General features: G+C 62.7%; 11 protein-coding genes and 1 tRNA gene. 9 read left to right on the forward strand and 3 right to left on the reverse strand.

The window, feature by feature from the left end:
• The first annotated feature begins 446 nt into the window (after positions 1 to 446).
• From VKV57_04210 to VKV57_04250, 9 genes are all read left to right on the forward strand, one after another.
• Complete coding sequence (locus tag VKV57_04210) at positions 447 to 980, forward strand: hypothetical protein (GenBank protein ID HLW59113.1); 534 nt, start codon at positions 447 to 449, stop codon at positions 978 to 980.
• 71 nt (positions 981 to 1,051) lie between these two features.
• Positions 1,052 to 2,338, forward strand: a complete 1,287-nt coding sequence (locus tag VKV57_04215) for a terminase large subunit (protein ID HLW59114.1) — start codon at positions 1,052 to 1,054, stop codon at positions 2,336 to 2,338.
• Positions 2,339 to 3,654: 1,316 nt separating this feature from the next.
• Positions 3,655 to 3,861, forward strand: coding sequence for a helix-turn-helix domain-containing protein (locus VKV57_04220; protein HLW59115.1), 207 nt, complete (start codon positions 3,655 to 3,657; stop codon positions 3,859 to 3,861).
• A 511-nt stretch (positions 3,862 to 4,372) separates the two neighbouring features.
• Positions 4,373 to 4,735: a hypothetical protein gene (locus VKV57_04225; GenBank protein HLW59116.1), complete on the forward strand. Its 363-nt coding sequence runs from the start codon at positions 4,373 to 4,375 to the stop codon at positions 4,733 to 4,735.
• A gap of 66 nt (positions 4,736 to 4,801) precedes the next feature.
• Complete coding sequence (locus VKV57_04230; protein HLW59117.1) at positions 4,802 to 5,203, forward strand: hypothetical protein; 402 nt, start codon at positions 4,802 to 4,804, stop codon at positions 5,201 to 5,203.
• A 59-nt stretch (positions 5,204 to 5,262) separates the two neighbouring features.
• Positions 5,263 to 5,559, forward strand: coding sequence for a hypothetical protein (locus VKV57_04235; GenBank protein ID HLW59118.1), 297 nt, complete (start codon positions 5,263 to 5,265; stop codon positions 5,557 to 5,559).
• Positions 5,556 to 7,991 carry a hypothetical protein gene (locus VKV57_04240; protein HLW59119.1) on the forward strand — a complete coding sequence of 812 codons (2,436 nt, stop codon included), beginning with the start codon at positions 5,556 to 5,558 and terminating at the stop codon, positions 7,989 to 7,991. The genes VKV57_04235 and VKV57_04240 overlap by 4 nt, the downstream gene beginning before the upstream one ends.
• A gap of 37 nt (positions 7,992 to 8,028) precedes the next feature.
• Positions 8,029 to 9,969: a DNA polymerase gene (locus VKV57_04245; GenBank protein HLW59120.1), complete on the forward strand. Its 1,941-nt coding sequence runs from the start codon at positions 8,029 to 8,031 to the stop codon at positions 9,967 to 9,969.
• 525 nt (positions 9,970 to 10,494) lie between these two features.
• A complete protein-coding gene (locus tag VKV57_04250; GenBank protein ID HLW59121.1) occupies positions 10,495 to 11,652 on the forward strand; it encodes a tyrosine-type recombinase/integrase in 1,158 nt (385 codons plus the stop codon).
• Positions 11,653 to 11,713: 61 nt separating this feature from the next.
• Here VKV57_04250 and VKV57_04255 read toward each other — a convergent pair.
• The 3 genes from VKV57_04255 to VKV57_04265 all read right to left on the reverse strand — a co-directional run bounded on the left by VKV57_04255 (position 11,714) and on the right by VKV57_04265 (position 13,876).
• Positions 11,714 to 11,788 (reverse strand) — tRNA-Thr (locus VKV57_04255).
• A gap of 108 nt (positions 11,789 to 11,896) precedes the next feature.
• Complete coding sequence (locus VKV57_04260) at positions 11,897 to 12,067, reverse strand: hypothetical protein (GenBank protein ID HLW59122.1); 171 nt, start codon at positions 12,065 to 12,067, stop codon at positions 11,897 to 11,899.
• A 48-nt stretch (positions 12,068 to 12,115) separates the two neighbouring features.
• Positions 12,116 to 13,876: a gamma-glutamyltransferase family protein gene (locus tag VKV57_04265; GenBank protein HLW59123.1), complete on the reverse strand. Its 1,761-nt coding sequence runs from the start codon at positions 13,874 to 13,876 to the stop codon at positions 12,116 to 12,118.
• Positions 13,877 to 13,989: the final 113 nt, after the last annotated feature.

Raw genomic sequence — 13,989 nt, forward strand, 5'->3', positions numbered from 1 at the left:
CAACCGGGAGCGCCCGCATCAAGGCTATCGACTGCAAGGCCGGACGCCGGCGACGTTGTTCGCCGGCAGGAAGGTCAGCTAACCAATGCCGGAACGTTCGGTTGGAGTGCAAAGGTGTCAACACCTCATCCACACTGGACAATCTAGGGGTTACTAGTGGAGATCCCGCTTCAGTCCACTCGGTATACCAAAGTCCATTCCGTTACCCGAAGTGTAGAAATCCTCTGGGGGAATGGTAGACCACGCTCCCCTACTCGGTACATGATTGGACTCATGTTTGGGCACAGGTCAACAAACAAACCCTTGAAAAACAAGCCCTAGAAATAGTGGCGGCGGGAATCGAACCTGCAACCTCTCACCCAAGAATGTAGTTGTTCGGCAAGAAAGACGAATCAGCGGGAGTCTTCCAGAATCCCTCGAATCAATGGTGTTGGAGGGGATCCCGAATGCCACCGACGACCGCCGCGGGAAAGCGCCGTGCGCTGGCCAATCTACGCCAACATCGCTCTCTCACGCCTAGCAAGGCCTTCGCACGGGTCCCGTCCGACGCCATCGCGGCCAAGCGCCAAGAGGTCGAAGCAATCCTGCAGGGGGACGCCGCAGGGTGGCTGCAGCCGTCCGACTCCGTCACGGTCGACCTCCTGGCTCGGGTGCTTGTTCGCCTCGATGCCATCGACGGGACAGAAGCAATTGACCGCTGGCTCCGTCAGCAGGCGCATGCGGCCAAGCCGGTGATGGGGATGCCAGGCTTCGTGCAAATTTATCTGCGCCTGCTCGAACGCGCGCATAGGTTGAGCGAGTCACTCGGGCTTACGCCCGTCTCTCGAAACCGCCTCGGGATCGTTGCCGGAGCGGGACTGGACCTCGCGGCGGCCTTGGCGGCAATGTCCAAAGGGGAGAAAAGCTGTCCCCCCGCCTTCCGATCTGACGGACCGGCCCCGCCCGAGGAGAAATCATCGAACGACGAGGTCGAGGAATAGTGGCGATCCAGAGGGTAGATCGGCAAACGCGGGACTTGGTAGACCAGTTGAGTCGGTGGCGCCGCGACCGCATGGCCTTCCGTCGCGAGGCGATTCTGCTGGAGGACGGGACACCTTGGGGCGAGGTGGCAGAGCCGTGGCAGCTCGAGGACTTCGCCGCCCTCGACAGCGGTCAGCATCGGCACGCCTATCTTGAACGACCTCGGGGCCATGCCAAAACTTTCGATCTGGGTACGGAGGCGGTGACGGAACTGATCCTGGGTCGGCCGGGGCAGCAGCTCTTCTGCGCTGCCGCCGACGAGGATCAAGCGAGACTCCTCTTCGAGGATGTGGCGGGCAAGTTCCGGCGCAATCCCCTGCTCAGCGCCAGCGTACGGATCACGCAGCGGGAGATCACGGTAAGAGCCACCGGGAGCCGGCTGCGCGTCCTCGCCTCCGACGCCCCGACCTCCTGGGGCCTGCGCCCAGACTGGATCGCCGTGGACGAGCTCGCGGAATGGCGCCGACGAGAGCTGTGGGACAGCCTGTGGAGCGCCACCGGCAAGCGCAGACGGTGCAGGATGTTGGTCATCAGCACTGCAGGCTGGGATTTCACTTCGATCGCCTCTGAAGTCCGTCAGAATGCCGCGCGTGAGGTCGACTGGTATTTCACCACTCGAGGCCAATGCGCGTCATGGATCGACGCTTCGTGGTTGGACCAGCAACGGCGGACCCTGCCGCCGCACGTCTTCGCCCGCCTGCACGAAAGCAAGTGGGTCGAGGGTGCGGGTGCGTTCCTGACCCGCGAGGAGGTTGAGCGTATCTTTGCGGGTCCACCACCGGTGAACGAGGCTGGGCCCCGGCACATAATCGGCCTGGACATTGGACTCGTACAGGACCGCACCGTCGCTTGCTTGGCCTACAGGTCCGGTGCGGACGTTATCGCGAAGCTGTTCCGAACCTGGGCTGGTCGAGCCGGGGCACCAGTTCAACTGGGCGAGGTTGAGGCAGAGGTAACGCAGCTTGCCCGCACGTTCAGCGCGCCTGTCATCCTCGATCCATATCAGGGTGTACTGCTCGGGCAGCGGCTTCGGGACCAGGGGGTCGAGGTGTACGAGCATCCGTTCACACTAGAGAGTCGCAGGCGCTTATTCAGCGTAGTCCTACAGCTCGTCCGAGATGGCCGTCTTAGGTGCGCTCCCCACGAAGCTCTGCGCCAGGAGTTACTGACCCTCGAGGTAAGCGAGACCACTTCTGGATGGCGGGTGGACCATCGTCCCGGTAGACACGATGATCATGTGGTCGCCCTCGCGCTGGCGGCGCACCAGCTTACATCGCAGCGACCAAAGCGATACGGGATAGATTATGGTATTGCTTGACAAACTGCTCCGTTCGTCTCCGACGACACGCGAAGACTTCCTGCTAACTGCCTCGAGCATCAGCCAGGCTAGAACGACTCAAGGCTGGACCCATTCGGTCCACCCGCAAAGAAAATCTGCAGATCGCACAGATCCATCGACCACGTATTAGCGAGTCCGCGCTGCAGGAGTGCCCAGAATTTCTTCGCCTTCAATCGGCCCCGCGACCCCACGCTTTGTCTGGTTGCATCTTTGACGTCACCGCACTATGTTTGACTTAGTTTGAGTTTTGATTTCTGACTCGAACCCGTGGCATTTCATATTCGGCAAACAGGGGGGAGCCAGTTGTTCCCTATGTTACCAAGGGCTTCGGGTGGTAACTATCAACGGAGCGAACATACAGCGGTTTCTGAGGCACGAGTCCTGTTCCTGCAGGCTGTGCAAAGAAGGGCTGTCGGGGCCCTGGAGGCTCTACGTGAATCGGTCCTCCCACTCATATCAATACCCAGTGCGCCTTTTCCTCTGGCCCGCGTTGAGTGGATCAACCGTCCTGATGGAACATGGACGCTCATCTTCCTAAGCGCCCAGAACGAGCAGGTGGTGATTGAGGACAGCCGACGTTGGGTCCCTTTTGACGTTTCGCGTACAGATGATCCCCCCGGAGTAGCGCGCGTGAGGAAGGGTCTGACAAGTTGGGCGGATCAGTTCCACCTACGTCACACCTGGGTACTGAATGCGGCACTCGGCACACTACGACTATGGCAGATCGCCCCCCAATCCCTGAAACGGACTGACTGGGACCTGAGCTTTTCTTGGGGAATATCAAAGCGAGCGTTAGAAATCGATCCCCCCGGCTCAGAGTGGCATTGGGACCCCATCGCGGTCTGGTCCGGACTCCCCGTGGAACCATACATATTCCAAGACGCGTGGCTCATTGACCGGGAAACGCGACCTGAGGCCACGCGTCGTATCATGGAGTCCTGTGCCACGAACCTGAAAGTGTACCTAAATCGCGTAGAATCTCTCGCTCGGGAGCGAGGCCTTAAGCGGGCGAAGCAGAAGCGCAATCCCGAGCACTTCGAATGGTTGGTTGACTACCAGACAAACGAATGGAATCACCGGAAGATTGCTGATCACTACAGCAAAAACGGGAAAATCCTCACCGAAGATGCAGTAGGCAAGGCTCTGCGGGGGACGGCCGCTCTGATCGGCCTCATCCTGCGCCCTCCCGGGAGAGGCGGCAAACCGACCTCGAAACCCCCGACTTAGCCGTCCCCCCTCCAGCTCCTGTGCTGAAAGTCCGGCACCTCCGATAATGGTGTCGGAGGTGATGCGCTGTGCTCCTACGTGTTCCACGTGTAGCTAGGGTGCTGGATGTTCACGATCACCGCGTTTACAAACTGATCCGAAACGGAGTACTCCCTTCTGTTCGCCTGGGCCGTCAGGTTCGAGTTGACGAAGATGCCCTCCGCGACTGGATTCGACGCGGTGGCCAGTCACTTCCCGGTGGTTGGCGACGCGAGCCCAACGCTAAGACCCTCTAAAAATCGCTGACCACCCGCCCCGGCTTGGGGGTCTGAGCGGTTGGCCGATGGAGGCAGGCGATGCTGATGACTTCCTCCGTTTTCATTCATAGCACACCTCGGCGGCGCCACGCCAACGATAGCCTTCCGCTCGAGGCGCGAGAAAGCAATATCCTGTTCAACGATGCGAGCGCGATCGCCACGATTTACACGGCTCAACTTCCTCTCATGGCACGGCCCCGGAAACACCCGGAAGCCGAGCTCAAGCGTGAGAGACGCATCCCCGCGTAATCCGCCTCGGGCGGCGGATTCTCATATCCCGCGTGGCTGTAGAGCGCTGGCTCGCTTCCGGAGACGTGCAACAAGAGGATGCCTACGCAAAATGGGCCACTTAAAAGCGAGAAGCCCGGCTGACGGGCCGGGCGGAAAGGAGGCGATCTAATGCGCCCCCATTTTACCACGAAAGCGCCGTTTTGAGGCAAGCCTTCCCTTGAACCGGAACGATCCACAAAACCTTTGAGGAGGCCCACTGATGGACATGAACAAGAATCCTCTCACGAAGAAACCTACCTTCATGTACATGGGCCCTAATGCGATCACCGAAGGTGTGCTGATTGACATCCGCGCGCTCGGCTGCATCACGCCGGACGGGAAACCAGTCGCCTACGTGAGCCGCGCGGTGTGGGACGCGTTCACGAGCGTCGCACAACCGCCGCTCCAGCCAGATACAGACGTCGCTGTCCTACGAGACGTGGTGAAGTCTCTCGCCCGGACGGGCAACTTCGACGGCGAGATGTACATCGACGAGTACTCCGGGCATGAGCTGTGGTTGATGCCGAATGGAGACGGTCAGGGCGGTGTGGTGTTCACGTTGCTGGAACCAGAAGATTACTAAATGGAGGCGACTCCTCATTGAAACGAGTGAAAAAATCCAGTTTCGCAACAATCTAAGGAGGGGTCAATGATGCCAGAAAATCGGGAATGGGAAGAGCGCAAAGGCGACGCAGACGAAGTGGTGTGGGGCTCTCCCGGCAAAACCGTTAATTTCGATTCTTACCTCGGCCGAGAGGTGAAGACAGCATCCTATGGGCCAATGACGCGGCATTGGTTTGAACTAGATGGCCAGCGCGTTTGGTGTCGTGGATACTCAGTGCTCAATAGACGGCTGAGCGATCGTGACATCGGACGACCGGTTCAGATCGAGTACACCGGCACCCGCATTTCGGCCAACGGCCACCCGAACCCTACGAAACTCTTCAAGATCTCGTTCCCCAAAGAGAAAGCTGCTCCGAGCGCCGAGATGACCTCCCTGTTCGATCTACCTGATCGGGCAAACGCGGGGGACGAAGTGGTGCCGTTCTAGCGGAGAGCCAGGGGAGGCGAGCGGCATCGCCTCCCCTCTCCTTCAAAGTGAGGCGTCTCATGGACACCTTTTCTCCTACGGACGATTCGCACAACGGTGGGATCCGCGCCACATCGACGCCAACAGGGCAAGACACCGACGTGTCGATGGTCCGCGCGGCGCTCAGCGACCTCGTAGTGCTCGTGGCGGTCACGCGGACGGTGTGCTGTTGCCTATGGGGGGCGAACGACACGCTCACCCTCCAGTACTCGGAGGCGGAGCGGCATGTCCTTCTCAAGGGGTACCCCGATCCGCTCCATGCGTGGCACTGCGATGAGCGCTACGAGACATGGCGCACAGACGAGCCGCAGCTATGACCTTCTCCTCGCCGCACGAGCAGTTTGTGGCGATCGTTCACGCCCTGCAATGTAAGAACCCGGGGTGCGCCTGCCAGCAGGATTTGGAGATGATCCGGAGTGTCGACGTTCACTGCCCCGTCCACGACGATGCGCATCCCTCGTTCACGGTCACGGAAGCCGCCGACCGCGTGCTGACTCATTGTAAAGCGGGCTGCGGTTTCGACGTTGTGAGCCAGGCGCTCAGGGTCATCGGGCTCTGGACCCTGCCAGCGCCGTGCGGACTCACCCTCGACCAACTCGCCGAGGCGAAACGGTTGTCTGTCGATTTCATCAAGTCGTTTGGCGTTTACCAACTGAACGAACGGCAATCTCCCGCGGTCGCGATCCCCTTCCACGGCCGTGACGGCGACGAACGGACGATTCAAATTCGTCAATCGCTGGATGGCGACCGTTTCCGCTGGTTGCGAGGGGGTCCGGACGTGCCCTATGGCCTCCCCAAGCTCTCCACGATTCTCGCCACCGGCTACGTGATCATCGGGGAAGGCGTCAGTGATGTCTGGACGGGCTGGTACCATTCTCTGCCCATGATCGGCGTCCCGAGCGCGTCGACTTGGGACGCCTCCTGGGCGGCGTTCTTCCCCGAAAACCTTAAGAAGTACATATGGTGCGAGGACGCTGCAGGCTGGGGCCTCGTCGACAAGATCGTCCGAGACCTGCCCGATGCGCTCGTGCTCCTGCCGCCCGAGGGCGTCAAGGATCTCAGCGCGCTGCACATCGCGGATCCCGAGACGGTGAAGACGATCGTGGCGCGGATGATTGCCGCGGCGAAGCCGGCATCGGAATTGACCGAGGAACGGAAACGCGCCGAGGCCGCAAAGCAGGCCGCGGCGGCGCTCGAGCAGAGCACGGGATTGCTGGACGACCCGGAACTTATGGATCGGATTGGTTATGTGTTACAGGCCAGGGGCTTGGTCGGGGACCTCTCTGGTGTGAAGTTATTGTACTTAATGCTGACGTCGCGGTTCTTGAGCCGTCCGGTGAACGGGTATGTCGAAGGACCGCCCTCGGTCGGCAAAAACTACTGCATCGATTGCACGAAATCGCTCTTTCCCGACGACGCCTACTATGAGCTGACATCGTCGTCCGATCGGGCCGCCGTCTTTTCCAAAGAAACGTTCGCCAACAAAATGGTGATCATTAGCGAGGTGACGGGCCTGAGCCAGGACGGCGTCGGCGCCTCGATCATCCGCGAACTGGCCTGGCGTGGGCAGCTCAGGTACGAGATCACTGAAAAGACCAAGAGCGGAACCTTCGAGACCCGGCTCATCATCAAACCCGGGCCGACAGGATTCATTACGACGACGACGGACGGGGTGGAGCCGCAACTCGAGACGCGCATGTTTCCGCTGACCGTTTCGGATACGCCCGAGCAAACGCGGCTCATCGTCAATGAGCTATCCAGGCAGGCGGAAGAGGGCGAGCCCGAGGTTGACGTCTCCGCGTTGGTCGCGGTGCAGCGCTGGCTGGCGTTGGCCGGTCAGTATACTGTGATCATACCGTTCGCGAAAGCGCTGGCGACGCTCGTGAACGTGCGCGCGATCCGGATGCGTCGGGACTTCTCGCAACTGCTTAACTTGATCCGGTCCTCCGCCATCCTTCACCAGCGGCAGCGACCACGAGACTCCCGTGGCCGAATTCTGGCAACTCTGCGGGACTATGCGATCGTGTACGATCTCGTGGCCGGCTTCCTCGGGGAGGAGGGGGGCGGGTTGGCTCCAGGGCAGCGCGAAGCGGTCGAGGCGATCAGGACGCTCCAGGACGGGGATGACCGGAGGCCTGTCTCGGTCTCTGAGGTCGCGAAACAGCTCCGGATCGACCCGAGATCTGTTACTCACCGAATCCAGAAGCCGCTGCGCCTGGGGTACCTGGTCAACGATGCCGAAAGGCACCGGCCCTGCAAGCTCCGACTGGCCGAGGACCCCTCCGTCGCGGCCAGCTCGGTTCCGACGCTGCGGGTGCTGGAAGCTGCGCTAAGCCGCCCCATCACCAGCGGACCAGCGCCATCTGCCAAGCCCCCAGAAACTGACAGCACCGCAGCACTTGCTTCTGCGGCCGTTGAAAATCAAGCGTTCCAGGTGCCGGTGCCCCTAAAACGTGTAAACGGCACGCCAGGCGTATCCGACCCTTCCGCCGTCACGGGAAACGGTGGAGCCGGTGCCCAGGTGCCGTCGGTGCCGTCTACCTCCAAAACCTACGTTGGCATCTCAAGCGGGCCTGCATCAAGGCCGGGCGAGTCAAGTGCCGTGGAGTCGTCCATCTTGGGGGGGATCGCGGATGGTGGAGACGGAGACGGAATCCGCCTCCCCCCCGAACAGACCTCCCTTCCGGCGGACGGGGACGGGGACCCGGACGAACTTGTCAGCCTCCTCGAGCCTCCCGGGGCCGGGTAACCAGTCCGTGTCGAGCCAGAAACCGACCGCATACCCGGTGGCGCGGCTCCTGTTGGACCTCCGTCGGCAGGGTGTCCAGACGATTCAGAGGACGAGCGGGGTAGCGCTTGTATGCCCCCGGCATGTCCGCACACTCGAGCTCCAGAGCCGCGTGCAGGTCAACGCGCTGGCGCTCGCGGACCTCCTCCAGGGTCTTCACGTCACTCTCCACCTTGGCATCCCGGAGGATGCCTGGTGGCGGCACCTTGAGCAGGTAGCGGGGACCGGGACGAAACCGACCGCCGCCCGTGCGGCCGTGGCAACGGTGCTGGCCGGGAAGCCGATGCTCCCTGACACTTTGGACGAGCCCCCGGCCATGATTCCGGAGACCGAGCCGGTCGCCGTGGACGTGGAAACGATCGGCGGCGTCGCCAGCGATCATCGGGTGCCGCTACCGTGGGTCGATCCGTCCGAACTCGTCTGCGTCGGGTTCTCGATTGCCAACTGCCGGTTCGCGTTCCCAGCATCGGACCGAGCGAACATCCAGCGGTTTCTAGGAACCTCAAACCCCAAGGTTTTCCATAATGCCATCTACGACCTCGTATGGTTGCTCGACGCGGCGTTCGAGATCCGCGGGTCCGTCCATGACACCCTGTGGTCGCGGGCGTTCGAGAATGGTGCTGGCGTGCACGGGCTGAAGGTCACCGGCACCTTCACGTATGCGGTGCACCTCCCGGAGAAGACGCCAGACCTGGCAAAGGTGCTGACCTACTGCGCGAACGACGCGAGGAACACCTTGAGCCTCTTCAACCCGACCTCGCCGTGGTGTTCGCATCCGTTGTACCGGCTCTATCAACGCATGGCACCGCGGGTCGCCGCCATCTCCAGAACCGGCCTGCCGTTTTTCCGGGACCGAGTTGAGGCCCGATACGCGGAGGCCGTGGCGCGGGTAGCGTGGCTCGACGCCGCCCTGGGGCAGATCGCGCGGATCAATTGGCGGAGCGCCGACCAGGTGGCGCATGTTCTGGAGGAGGCACTGCCCAACCGTTGGACGCCGGGCGGACAGCGCGTGGTGGACGACGCGGCCCTCCGCGAGTGCGAACATCCAGCGGCCGCCGTCCTGCTCGAGAAGCGCGAGGTGGACAAGGTCGTTGGCACATACCTCAGGCCGTTCCTCCAGCGGGATCGCGTCTGCGGCCTGATCACCCTCAACGCAGCGCGGACCGGCCGGACCTCGTCCCGCTACACCAACCTGCAAAACATTCCGCGGTCGCTGCGTACGCTGTTCGGGAAAGCGGGCCACGATTGGGTCAAACTCGACTTCGCGGCCGCCGAGCTCGTGGTCGCGGCTGTCGTCGCGGAGTGCTCGTCACTGCTCGCCTGGTTCCGGGAGGGCAAAGACCCACATGCGGAAACCGCGGCCCGTATCTTCCACAAGCCGTCCCTATCCGTCACCGCCGAGGAACGTGCGGTCGGCAAGACCCTGAACTTCTCCCTGTGCTATGGCGGCACGGCGCGGACGATCGTCCAACGGGCGACGAGCTACGGCTTGGCGTTCTCCCTCCCCGAGGCCGCGACGTTTCGAACGGCGTGGTTCGCCGCGTTCCCCGAGATGACCGCCTGGCAGGCGGAGACGATGCGCCAGCTTGAGGACGGCGAGCCGATTCGCAGTCCGTTCGGCCGCATGTGGACGATCCCGCCGCACTCGAGCCACGAGCGGAACATGGCGCTCAACGCCCCCATCCAAAGTACCGCCTCCGACCTGCTCCTGCTTGCGGCGGACGCAATCTGGGATGTCCTCCCCGGGCCGGTGGTCAACCTGGTGCACGATGAGGTTGATGTGCTGATTCCCAAAGGGACGTGGGACGAGGCACAGTGGCGGGACATCGCCAGGCGGATGGCCGGCGTCGACGCGCGGTTCCCCATGCGGGTGGAAGTCGCCGTCGGCCCCGACTGGGGGGCGACGGTAGAGCAGTTTGTCGAGGGCGTATCGGTGTGAACACTGCTAAGCGCGGAGTGCCAGCGAATTGCCCCGGCATGCCCGCGCTGTGGTGCACGGGCCTAACGTCTGCGGCGCATGAGATCGCAGTGATGGAGCGTGTGGAGGAACGTCAGCGATGGATCGGCAGAGAAGAGACCGATGGGAAGCGAAAACCCAATGAGCGGTGAGCGGCAGCTCTTACTGACTGTTCGCGAGGCGAGCCGGCTGCTTGGCCTGTCAGAACGGCGGCTCTATGCTCTCATAGCTGAAGGAAGACTTCCAGGAGACATCATGATTCGGCTCGGTCGAGCTATTCGACTCAGCGCGCCACGGCTTCGGCGATGGCTTGGCGCTGATCCCACCGGAGAGCTGGGTATGGACGATAACCAGAGTCGGCCGACCATCGCACAAACACTTCGACGCTCTGCCTCTGACGACGGTGATTGAGGGATTCGTGCACGCCTGCTACCGGGTTGCTACCGAACTGGGGAGGACGTGAATGCGGTAAGCCAGAAGCCGCAGGATGCCAAAGGAGGTGCGGCTGTGCGCGGATATGTGGTAAAGCGTGGTCCCCATTCATTTGCAGCCGTAGTCTACATCGGGCGCGATGCTGATACCGGCAGGGAGCGGCGGAAATGGTTCAGCTTCAAGACGCGTCGCGAGGCTGAAGCCCACGTTACTTATCTTGTCTCCCAGATCCAAGGGGGTGGAACGCTCCCGGCCACCAAGCAACGGGTCGGGGAGTACCTGGAGCAGTGGCTGAAAGACTATGCGGAGGGCTCCCTCGGACCGATCACCATCGTGCGCTATCAAGGGATCATCCGCAAATACCTCATCCCTACCCTGGGGCACGTTCCGCTAGCACGTCTGTCCCCGCAGACCATTCAGGGCTACCTCACTGGTCTTCAGCAGAAGGGTCTTTCCACAACCACAGTGCGCTATCACGCAGTGATTCTGCACGAGTCCTTCGGTCATGCTGTTAAGTGGGGGTTGGTCGCCCGTAACCCCGTTGATCACGTGCAGGTCCCGCGTAAGCAATACGTCGAGATGCGTATTTGGGACGAGGAACAAGTCAAGCTCTTCCTCGCCGAGGGGAAGCGGTCGAGCCCCTACTACCCACTCTACCTCGCCGCCCTCACAACCGGCATGCGACAGGGGGAACTTTTGGGATTGCGGTGGCAGGATGTTGACTTTCTGCTCGGTGAGGTCCGGGTCACGCAGACGTTCTACCGCCTCGGGGGGCGGGCGATCTTCAAAGCGCCAAAAACGGATAAGGCCCGACGCACGGTCGCGGTCCCTCCAGTTCTGTTGGAGGCTCTGAAGAGCCTAGGCGAGGTACGGAACCGGCGGAAACGGGAGGCTGGCGACGCGTATGAGGACTTGGACCTCGTATTCTGCCAAACCCTGGGTAAACCGCTACATGCCCACAACGTCGTCCGGCGCGATTTCCGGGACGTCATGAAGCGTGCAAAAGTTCCCCGTATCCGGTTCCATGATCTGCGGCATTGTCACGCCACGCTGCTCCTCCAGCAGGGCGTCCACCCGAAGATCGTGCAAGAGCGACTTGGGCACGCCACACCGGCATTCACGCTTCACATTTACAGCCATGTGCTACCGGGGATGCAGCATGAAGCAGTTGCCCGGTTGCAGGACCGCCTGTTCAGTAGCCATAGTGGTGAGAATGAATCTAGCAGCCGGTAGCAACCGGTAGCAGATTTGAAGATCTCGGGTGGAGCCGTCATGCGGAAACCGTTGATAAATATGGAGCCGGCGAACGGATTTGAACCGTTGACCTGCGCATTACGAGTGCGCTGCTCTACCACTGAGCTACGCCGGCCCGGTTGGCACCGCCAAGTATACCCCAGGGGGGCCAGCGCCACAACCTCCCTCACGATCGCCTGCGGAACGCTCGTGAGATGCCGGCCTTCGGTAAGCCGGTCGCCGTCTAGTGCTGCCCGCGCGAATGTTCCATGATGATCAGGATGCCAGCGACTAGGGCGATTATGTATATCAACTGGTAAAAACCTGCGAGGAAACCGAGGATGCCGAGCGAGCTCAACCCCGCGAGCACCAGGTACACTCCGAGCAGAAACATTCCCCAGTTCGTCACTCGCATCGGTGCCCTCCCTTCACATATGGCGCGGACAATCTGACGGCCGCGCCCTCACCATCCCATCGCATAGCCGTTGCGCCGAGGGTCCGCGCCCCCCATCATCCAGCGGTCGTCCCGAAAGACGATCCCCTGTCCCCCTCCGACCCGCGCCGACCAATCCTCGAGGATCTCGAGCCGGTACCCGCGGGCGGCAAGGGCCTTGCGAACCGCGGGCGGGAACCGCCCTTCCAGGAGGAGGACCTTGGGCGGCAGCGGGTCCCCGACATCGTCCTTCCACCGGAACCGCGGCGCCGCGATCGCGTCCTGAATGTTCTTGTCGAAGTCGATCAGGTTGATGATCATCTGAGCGGTCGTCTGTGGAATGCCATAGGATCCGGGGGTGCCGATCATGAACGCGAGCCGCCCCCCTTTCGAGACGTGCGCGGGTCCGAGTGGGTCAATCCCAAACGATTGGGTCGGCCCTACCGGCACCTCGTTCAGCCCGAAGACGTGCATCGGCGACGAGGGTGATTCACGCCGCTTCCCGGGGGCGAGTTCCTTGGGATCCCCCGGGATCAGCGTGCACCAGTGGTGCCCGTTGTTCATCGCGATACCGGTCCGGCCGATGACGACGCCTGATCCGTACGAGGAGCCTAGTGTTTGCGTGATGTTGACCGCGAGCCCGCTCGCATCGGCGGCGGCCAGGTGGGTGGTCGAGCGCTCGGGCGCGGACCGAGCCCGGCGAATCCGCTCCGCCGTCCGGCGGCGGCCGCCGTTGCGGGTCGCCCGCGCGACACGCCGCCGCGAACGGCCCCCCATCGCGTCCATGCGGCGGCTCACCTCCGCCCGGAGCTCGCGGATGCGCTCGTCGCTCAGCATCCACGCCAGCGGCACCTCGACGAACAGGGGATCGGCGACGTGGGCCGCCGCGTCCATTCGAGCGAGCCGGATCGCCTCGGCGACCACGGCCACGTGCGCCGGGCCGAGATGTTCTAGGTCGGCGAGGTTGAACGCCTCGAGGATGCGCAGCGTTTGAAGGATCTGCACCGCGCTGCTGGGAGGCGGGGTCGTGCGAAGCTCGTACCCCCGATACATCGCGGTGACCGGCGCCTCCCAGTGCAACGAATCGGGATAGCGCTGTAGGTCCTCTTCTGAAATCAACCCGCCGTGCTCGACCATGTAGGTGGCGATCGTCTGGGCGATGCGTCCTTCGTAGAAGGTCATCCACCCTTCTTGAGCGATCGTCCGGAGCGTCAGGGCGAGGCCCGGCTGGCGAAGCAACTCGCCCACCGCGTATGGACGGCCGTCGTTGAGGTAGGTGCGGGCGGCGTCGGGGTGCGGGGTCAGACGGTCCACCGCCAGGGCCGTCCGCTCGAAGTCGAAGCGCGTGACCGGGATGCCGCCGTCCGCGAGCTCAATCGCCGGCTCCAACACCTGCGCGATCGGCAGCGAACCGAACTCGCCGTGCAGGCGCGCCCACCCGGCAACGTTCCCGGGGACCATGGGAGCGAGCGGGCCGAGGTCCTGCGTGCGCGCCGTGAACATCTCGGGGCGCGCCCGTGCCGGGCTGCGGCCCAGGAAGTTCAGCGTCCGGGTCTCCCCGGTCGGGAGCGTCAGCACGGCGATGCCGATGCCCCCTACCGCCGAAAAGTACGGCTCCACCACCGTGATGGCCGCCGCGGTCGCCACGGCCGCATCGACGGCGTTCCCGCCCGCGGCCAACATCCGAAGACCGGCCTGCGTGGCGAGCGTGTTGGCCGAGGCGACCATCCCGCGCCGGCCCAGAGCCGTGGGCCTGACGCCAAACTCCGATGCGCCTCCTGCGTACGCCACGATGCACCTCCACGAAATGCGCGCGCCGGAGACTGATGGCGCACCGCCGACCCTGCGGGCTTTCTACGCCACCGGATCGATTCCTCCGGACTCGTCCGACGGCGTGTTGATGA

This window comes from bacterium (assembly GCA_035307765.1).
Classification (GTDB): domain Bacteria; phylum Sysuimicrobiota; class Sysuimicrobiia; order Sysuimicrobiales; family Segetimicrobiaceae; genus Segetimicrobium.

Excerpts from the sequence above, each read along its gene's own strand:
- VKV57_04210 (HLW59113.1), top strand. The coding sequence starts at position 447 with ATGCCACCGACGACCGCCGCGGGAAAGCGCCGTGCGCTGGCCAATCTA.
- VKV57_04215 (HLW59114.1), top strand. The coding sequence starts at position 1,052 with ATGGCCTTCCGTCGCGAGGCGATTCTGCTGGAGGACGGGACACCTTGG.
- VKV57_04225 (HLW59116.1), top strand. The coding sequence starts at position 4,373 with ATGGACATGAACAAGAATCCTCTCACGAAGAAACCTACCTTCATGTAC.
- VKV57_04230 (HLW59117.1), top strand. The coding sequence starts at position 4,802 with ATGATGCCAGAAAATCGGGAATGGGAAGAGCGCAAAGGCGACGCAGAC.
- VKV57_04235 (HLW59118.1), top strand. The coding sequence starts at position 5,263 with ATGGACACCTTTTCTCCTACGGACGATTCGCACAACGGTGGGATCCGC.
- VKV57_04240 (HLW59119.1), top strand. The coding sequence starts at position 5,556 with ATGACCTTCTCCTCGCCGCACGAGCAGTTTGTGGCGATCGTTCACGCC.
- VKV57_04260 (HLW59122.1), bottom strand. The coding sequence starts at position 12,067 with ATGCGAGTGACGAACTGGGGAATGTTTCTGCTCGGAGTGTACCTGGTG.